7 protein-coding genes and 1 tRNA gene are annotated in these 7479 nt (G+C 65.7%); all 8 read right to left on the bottom strand.

Translation table 11 applies throughout. The annotated features are described in order from the left end of the window. Nucleotides 1–413 precede the first annotated feature (413 nt). Nucleotides 414–1100 carry a 50S ribosomal protein L1 gene (gene rplA / locus Q0Z66_RS08680; RefSeq protein ID WP_298040243.1) on the bottom strand — a complete coding sequence of 229 codons (687 nt, stop codon included), beginning with the start codon at nucleotides 1098–1100 and terminating at the stop codon, nucleotides 414–416. An 11-nt stretch (nucleotides 1101–1111) separates the two neighbouring features. Beyond that, a complete protein-coding gene (gene rplK / locus Q0Z66_RS08675) occupies nucleotides 1112–1543 on the bottom strand; it encodes a 50S ribosomal protein L11 (protein WP_298040242.1) in 432 nt (143 codons plus the stop codon). Between the two features lie 187 nt (nucleotides 1544–1730). Continuing rightward, nucleotides 1731–2726, bottom strand: coding sequence for a transcription termination/antitermination protein NusG (gene nusG, locus Q0Z66_RS08670; protein ID WP_298040241.1), 996 nt, complete (start codon nucleotides 2724–2726; stop codon nucleotides 1731–1733). Nucleotides 2727–2771: 45 nt separating this feature from the next. Next, nucleotides 2772–3035: a preprotein translocase subunit SecE gene (gene secE / locus Q0Z66_RS08665; RefSeq protein WP_298040244.1), complete on the bottom strand. Its 264-nt coding sequence runs from the start codon at nucleotides 3033–3035 to the stop codon at nucleotides 2772–2774. Between the two features lie 39 nt (nucleotides 3036–3074). Then, nucleotides 3075–3147: transfer RNA gene (locus tag Q0Z66_RS08660), tRNA-Trp, on the bottom strand. Between the two features lie 149 nt (nucleotides 3148–3296). Further along, nucleotides 3297–5021: a ubiquinone-dependent pyruvate dehydrogenase gene (gene poxB, locus Q0Z66_RS08655; RefSeq protein ID WP_298040239.1), complete on the bottom strand. Its 1725-nt coding sequence runs from the start codon at nucleotides 5019–5021 to the stop codon at nucleotides 3297–3299. A gap of 88 nt (nucleotides 5022–5109) precedes the next feature. Beyond that, the gene (locus tag Q0Z66_RS08650; protein ID WP_298040238.1) at nucleotides 5110–6534 is read right to left on the bottom strand and encodes a GntP family transporter; all 1425 of its coding nucleotides are present in this window, start codon (nucleotides 6532–6534) and stop codon (nucleotides 5110–5112) included. A 54-nt stretch (nucleotides 6535–6588) separates the two neighbouring features. Continuing rightward, the gene (locus Q0Z66_RS08645; RefSeq protein WP_298040236.1) at nucleotides 6589–7479 is read right to left on the bottom strand and encodes an NAD(P)-dependent oxidoreductase; all 891 of its coding nucleotides are present in this window, start codon (nucleotides 7477–7479) and stop codon (nucleotides 6589–6591) included.

Genomic DNA, 7479 nt, shown 5'->3' with positions numbered 1-7479 from the left:
TTGAGTTCTCAAGGATCGGATGCTCCCACGACCCAGCCTCACGACCAGGCCCGAAGGGCAACTTCTCTATCTTACCCACCGTCTCGAGCTTGTCAAATCGACACGCCCAACCGGATCCGAGATCCGGATGCAAGCCGTGAAGCCTGCCGAATGGGTAGATCTCCTATCTTAGTCACAAGTGACTGAGACTCTCAAGTTGAGATTTGGAGCTGTTCTGCCGCTTGAGGGGGGGGCAGGCCCAGAGGCCTTTCCGCTTCCCTGTGGGGCGAACGAGTAATAAGTTACGCGGGTTCCGGGGTTCGGGCAAATCGAGCCGTTCACTTGGGCGTGTCGCGCATGAAACCGAGGAACGATCCGCCGGCGAACGACGAAGGGCCCCCACCTTACGGTGGGGGCCCTTCGAGCAATCAGCCTCAGATGGCGTTGACATCCAGCGGGATGCCGGGGCCGAACGTCGTCGAGACCGCACCCTTCTGGATGTAACGGCCCTTCGCGCTCGACGGCTTCAGACGCACGATCTCCTCGAGAGCCGCGCCGATGTTCTCATCGAGCTGCTCAGCAGAGAACGAGGCCTTGCCGACGATGAAGTGCACGTTGGAGTGCTTGTCGACGCGGAACTCGATCTTTCCGCCCTTGATCTCCTCGACGGCCTTGGCCGGGTTCGGGGTGACCGTACCGGTCTTCGGGTTCGGCATGAGGCCGCGGGGTCCGAGGACCTTACCCAGACGACCGACCTGACCCATGAGCTCCGGGGTCGAGACGGCGGAGTCGAAGTCGGTCCAACCGCCGGCGACCTTCTCGATGAGCTCGGCGCCGCCGACCTCATCAGCACCGGCTGCGATGGCAGCCTCTGCCGCGGGGCCCGTCGCGAAGACGATGACGCGAGCGGTCTTACCGGTGCCGTGCGGGAGGATGACGGTGCCGCGCACCATCTGGTCCGCCTTGCGCGGGTCGACAGCGAGCTTCAGCGCGACCTCGACGGTCGAGTCGAACTTCGCCGATCCGGTCTCCTTGGCCAGGGCGACAGCCTCGGTCGGAGTGTAGAAACGGTCTGCGTCGATCTTCTCGACTGCAGCCTTGTAAGCCTTGGACTTTGCCATGATTATTCTCCTCAGCCCTCGACCGTGATGCCCATGGAACGAGCGGTTCCGGCGATGATCTTCGCCGCAGCCTCGATGTCGTTCGCGTTCAGGTCGGCCTGCTTGGTCTCGGCGATCTGACGGACCTGGTCCTTCGAGATCTTGCCGACCTTGACGGTGTGCGGCGTGGCCGAAGCCTTCTGCACGCCCGCAGCCTTCTTGATGAGCTCAGCAGCCGGCGGGGTCTTCAGGACGAACGTGAAGCTGCGGTCCTCGTAGACGGTGATCTCGACGGGGACGACGTTGCCGCGCTGCGACTCGGTCGCGGCGTTGTACGCCTTGCAGAACTCCATGATGTTCACGCCGTGCTGACCGAGCGCGGGGCCGATCGGCGGAGCCGGGTTAGCGGCGCCGGCGTTGATCTGAAGTTTGATCAGGCCGGTCACCTTCTTCTTCGGTGCCATTTCCTCTTCCTTTCCTCGAGCGGATGCTCAGCACCCGCTCTCCCGCGAATCCGGCGGATCCGGGTCGCGGTGCGTTCCTGAGCGCTGAAAGCGCACACAAACCAGGCAAGTCTACCTGATCTGGAGGGAGATCCGGAAACGCAGAACGGCCGCCCCTCGGGGCGGCCGTTCTGCGTTGAGAAGAATCTCAGAGCATCTTGGTGACCTGGTCGAACGAGAGCTCGACAGGCGTCTCGCGCTCGAAGAGGGAGACGAGGACCGTGAGCTTGCCGCTCTCAGGCTTGATCTCGCTGATCGAACCGGGAAGACCCGCGAACGATCCCTCCTTGATCGTGATGGTCTCGCCGATCTCGAAGTCGACCTCGGCCGCAACGGGGCGCGCGACGGCGACGCCGCCCTTGGACTGGACGTTCTTGGCGGTCGGCGCATCCTTGACCTCGACGAGGGCCTTCAGCATGTTGAAGGCCTCCTCGAAGCGCAGGGGCGTCGGGTTGTGGGCGTTGCCCACGAAGCCGGTGACGCCGGGAGTATGGCGGACGACCGACCACGTGTCTTCGTTGAGCTCCATGCGCACGAGGACATAGCCCGGGATGCGCACGCGGGTGACCATCTTGCGCTGGCCGTTCTTGATCTCGACGACGTCCTCCATCGGGACCTCGACCTGGTAGATGTCGTCCTCGACCTCGAGCGTCGACTTGCGCTGCTCGATGTTGGCCTTCACCTTGCGCTCGAACCCGGCGTAGGAGTGGATGACATACCACTTGCCCGGCAGCATGCGCAGGTCTGCGCGGAACTCCGCGTAGGCGTCGACATCGTCGTCGCCGTTCACATCCGGACCGTCGTAGGGCGTGACTTCTTCTGCAGCCGCAGCCTCGAGGTCGGCGACCTCTTCTGCGACAGATTCGTTGAGGACTTCAGCAGCAGCTTCTGATTCTGCCGCTTCGTCCAGGTTCAGAGCGTCGTTCACGATCGCGTCCGCCTCCGGGTCTTCGATATCGATGTCTTCTGCGCCTTCTACAACCGCATCCGCGGCGTCGTCCTCGATGTGGACGGCGACTTCTTCGGCAGCGGAGCTGGCGAATTCCTCCTCGGAGAGGATGTTCCCCTCCTGAGCCTCGTCGTCCTCGCTGGACTGCTCCGCAGAGGGCGCCCAATCGGCGTCGTCGGGATATCGTTCAGACACGTTGTTTCTTTCTGATCATGCGGTCATGACCGCGAGGAGAACCGCTTACTGCGGGACTCCGAAGACCTGGCTCGTCAGCCACGAGAAGCCGGCGTCGAGGCCATAGACGAATGCCATGACGATCACGACGAAAACCAGCACGACGGCGGTGAACTTGAACAGTTCCTTGCGCGTCGGCGTGACGACCTTTCGCAGCTCACCGATCACCTGACGGAAGAACAGCGCGATACGCCCGAAGAATCCGAGCCGCTTCACGCTGGCGGCGCCGCCAGCCGCGACGATATCGCCGCGCGGTTCGTCCTGATCCACCATGAATGTACCTTTCGTGTGTCAGCGTGCGCTGACGCGCAGGGCGGACAGGAATCGAACCTGCAACCTGCGGTTTTGGAGACCGCTGCTCTGCCAATTGAGCTACCGCCCTAGAGATCCGGGGATCCCTGGGTCTGCACTCCATCTTGCACCCAGAGGCACAGAAAAAGAATGCAGACAACTGCCCCTCCAGTGTAGGGCATAGCGGCGCCCACGCCGAACCGAGCCCCGCACCCCGGGCGCGCCTCGCGCGAAAACGCATCAGAAAAGCTGGCGCCAGTTCGCCCGCGCGAGGTCGATCAGCTCGTCTCCCCGCCCCGACATCACGGTCCGGATGGCGTAAAGAGCGAACCCCTTCACCTGCTGCGCGGTGATCGAGGGCGGCATCGACAGCTCCTGCCGTTCGGTCACGACGTCCAACAGCGCAGGCCCATCGTGGGCGAGGACCTCCCGCACGGCATCCGGCAGGTCTTCGCTGCGCTCCACCCGACGGGCGAAGATCCCCAGCGACTCCGCGACCGCCGCGAAGTTCGGATTCTCCAAATCGGTGCCGTACGTGACGAAGCCCGCCGCCTTCATCTCGAGCTCCACGAAGTTCAAGGACGAGTTGTTGATCACGATGACCTTCACGGGAAGCCGGTTCTGCGTGAGGGTGATGAGCTCGCCCAGCATCATCGCCAGCCCCCCGTCGCCGGCCAACGCCACCACCTGCTGCTGCGGGCGCGCCACCTGGGCGCCGATTCCGTGCATGAGGGCGTTCGCCATCGATCCGTGCGTGAACGAGCCGATCAGACGGCGCTCGGCGGTCATCGTCAGATAGCGCGCGGCCCACACCACGGGTGAACCGACATCCGCCGTGAAGATCGCATCGTCCGCGGCCTGCGCATCGATCAGCCGCGCGACGTATTGCGGATGGATCGGAGAACCGCCCTTCGCCGGCACCGCCAACTCGTCGAGCTTCGCCCGGGTCTTCCGATAATGGGATACCGCATCCTCCAGGTGCGAGCGGTCCTCCTGATGCGCGAGACGCGGAAGCAGCGCGTCGATCGTCGCTGCGACATCGCCCACGAGGCCCAGATCCAGCGGATGCCGCTTACCGAGCTGCGCGCCGCGGATATCGACCTGGATCGTCGACGCCGAATCCGGATAGAACTGCGTGTACGGGAAATCACTGCCCAGCACGAGCACCGTGTCGGCGGCATCCATCGCACGGAACCCCGAGGCGAAGCCGAGCAGCCCCGTCATGCCCACGTCATAGGGATTGTCGTGCTCGATATGCTCCTTGCCGCGCAGCGCATGCACCACCGGTGCACCGAGACGCTCCGCGAGGGCGATGACCTCGTCATGAGCGCCCTCGACGCCCGCGCCGGCGAGGATCGTCACCCGTTTCGCCGCATTCAGCATCGTCGCCGCCTGCTCGAGCTCATCCGGCGACGGTGTCACGACCGGACGTGTGCGCGGGACCACCGTGGCGCGGTCATCCGCGATCTCCGCCAGCGCTACGTCACCGGGGATCACGAGCACCGCGACGCCCCGCTCCTCGATCGCCGCACGCATCGCGATCTCCAGCAGTCTCGGCATCTGCTTCGCGTCCGCCACGTACTCCGCATAGACGCTGCACTCGCGGAACAGCTCCTGCGGGTGCGTCTCCTGGAAGTACCCGGTGCCGATCTCCTCCGTGGGGATATGGGCCGCGATCGCCAGCACCGGGACTCGCGAACGCTGCGCATCGAACAGCCCATTGATCAGGTGCAGGTTCCCCGGCCCGCAGGAGCCCGCCACGACCGCCAGATCGCCGGTGAGCGCAGCATCCGCCGCCGCGGCGAAAGCCGCCGACTCCTCATGCCGCACGTGCACCCAACGGATCGTCCCGTCTTTGCGCAGGGCATCCGTGAAGCCGTTGAGCGAGTCGCCGGGGATGCCGTACACGCGGTCGATCCCGTTGGCGGTGAGCGTGTGGACGATGTTCTCCGCAACCGTGGTCATGCCCGCGAGGCTACCCGGCACGCGGGCAAAGAGTAAGGCCCCGGCTTCCGCGCATGCGGAAACCGGGGCCTGACAGCAGAACAGGTCGTCAGCTCATCGGAATGACCGCGTACAGCAGCCAGGTGATGAGGAACCCGGCGACACCGAGGACCGTGGTCAGCGGCGTCCAGGTGCGCAGGCCGTCCTTGACCGACAGGCCCAGGTAGCGCGTGACGATCCAGAAGCCCGAGTCGTTCACGTGGCTGAGGCCGAGGGCGCCATAACCGATAGCCACGGCGACGAGCGCGATGTGGATCGTGTCGAGACCGAGGACCGCGACGGTCGGCAGAAGCAGACCTGCCGTCGTCGTGATCGCGACCGTCGCGGAGCCCTGCGCGGCGCGCATGATCAGCGAGATGAGGAAGGCCGCCAGCAGGAGGGGCATGCCCGAACCGCTCAGCAGCTCGGCGACAGCGCCGCCGATGCCCGTCTCGGTGAGGATCTTGCCGAAGGCGCCACCGGCACCGGTGACGAGGATGATGACGGCGGCTGCGGGCAGCGCCGACTCCATGACCTCGCCGAGCTTGCCGGCGGACCAGCCGCGGCGCACACCGAGGACGAACATCGCCGCGGCGATCGCGACCATGAGTGCGAAGATCGGCTGGCCGATCATCGAGAGGAAGCCGTTCCAGAACGTGCCCGCCTCGAACGTCGGCGCGACGGTCGTGCCGACCATGATGAGCACCAGCGGCAGGAGGATCAGGCCCAGCACGGTGAACGCGCTCGGCGCCTTCTCGCCATCGCGCAGACCCGCGTTGACCGAGGTCTGCTCGGTGCCGAAGCTGTCGAACATCTCCTTCGTCGCCTCGATCATCGCGAATTCCTTGCGGTTGATGACCTTGGCCGTCCAGAAGGAGAGCACCGCGAGCGGAATCGAGATGATGAGCGAGAAGATCAGCACCCAGCCCATGTCGGCGCCCAGCAGCGTCGCGCCGCCCACGATGCCGGGGTGCGGCGGGACCGCGACGTGCACCGCGAGCATGATTCCGGCGACCGGAAGCCCGAACTTGATCGGGTTCAGGCCCGCAATCTTCGAGAACGCGAAGATGATCGGGATGAGGATGATGAACCCGGCGTCGAAGAACACCGGAATCGCCAGGATCGCTGCGGCGATGACGAGAGCGACGCCGACGCGCTTCGGTCCGAGCCACTTGGTGAATTTGCCGGCGAGGGCCTCGGCGCCTCCGGACAGCTCGATGATCTTGCCGAGCATCGAGCCGAGCGCGACCAGGACGGCGACGGAACCGAGGGTTCCGCCGACACCCGAGATGATCGCCTGGATGATGCCCAGGCGTTCCGAGGTGTCATCCGTGGCTGCGATGGTCGTCATCGGCAGGCCGGCTGCGAGACCGACCACGATGGAGACGAGGATGAGGGCGTAGAACGCCTGCATCTTGAATCGAATGATCAGCAGGAGGAGCAGGAGGATGCCTGCGACTCCGACCGCGATCAACGCGGGAAGAGGGAGCGTCACTGGATCTCTTCTTTCACTTTTTCTGGGGCGCGGGCGCGCCGAGTACGGGTCGGATCAGGAAAGTCGTTCGGGGGCGATCACACGGATCACGGCGGAGTCGTCGTTCGCTCCGAGGCCCTGTGCCTCGCCGAGCAGGAACAGCTGCTCGGCGGCGTTCGCGACCGGGGTCGACAGGTGAGCGGCACGAGCGGCCGTGCCGACGATGCCCATGTCCTTGACGAAGATGTCGAGGCGGCTGAGGACCTCGGCGCCCTCCTCGTCGTAGGCCTGCAGCGAGCGAGGGCCGCGGTTGCCGAGCATGAAGGAGTTGGCGGCACCGGCGGTGAGCGCCTCGAGGGTCTTCTCACGGTCGAGGCCCAGCGCGTCGGCGAGGGCGAGCGCTTCGGCTGCGGCGGCGATGTGCACGCCGCAGAGCAGCTGGTTGACAGTCTTCAGCGCCTGGCCATCGCCCGGCTTGTCGCCGACGATCGAGAGCGTCGAGGCGAGCTGGTCGAGAACCGGCTTCGCGACCTCGAGTGCTGCCGGGGTGGCGCCCACGACGATGAGCAGGTCGCCCTCGCCGGCGCGGACCGGACCGCCGGAGAGCGGGGCGTCGACGAGAGATGCGCCGTGCTCGGCGAGGCGGTCGGCGATCACGGCGATGCCGTCGGTGCCGACCGTGCTGGTGAGGATGACGACCGCGCCGTCATCGAGGTGCTCGGCGAGGCCGGTCTCTCCGAAGAGCAGGCCCTCGAGCTGCTGGCCGGTTCGCACGGCGACGAGCACGGCCTGTGCACCGGCGACGGCCTCGGCAGCGGATGCTGCGGGCTTGACGCCCTTCTCCGCGGCGAGGGCGATGCGATCGGCGGCGATGTCGAAGCCGCGCACTTCGAAGCGCTCGGCGAGGCGGGTGGACATCGGCAGGCCCATGGCTCCGAGACCGATGACGGCGACGGTGGAGGTCAT

Source organism: uncultured Microbacterium sp., assembly GCF_947632095.1.
Lineage (GTDB): Bacteria > Actinomycetota > Actinomycetes > Actinomycetales > Microbacteriaceae > Microbacterium.
This window is presented reverse-complemented; position numbering and strand designations above follow the sequence as displayed.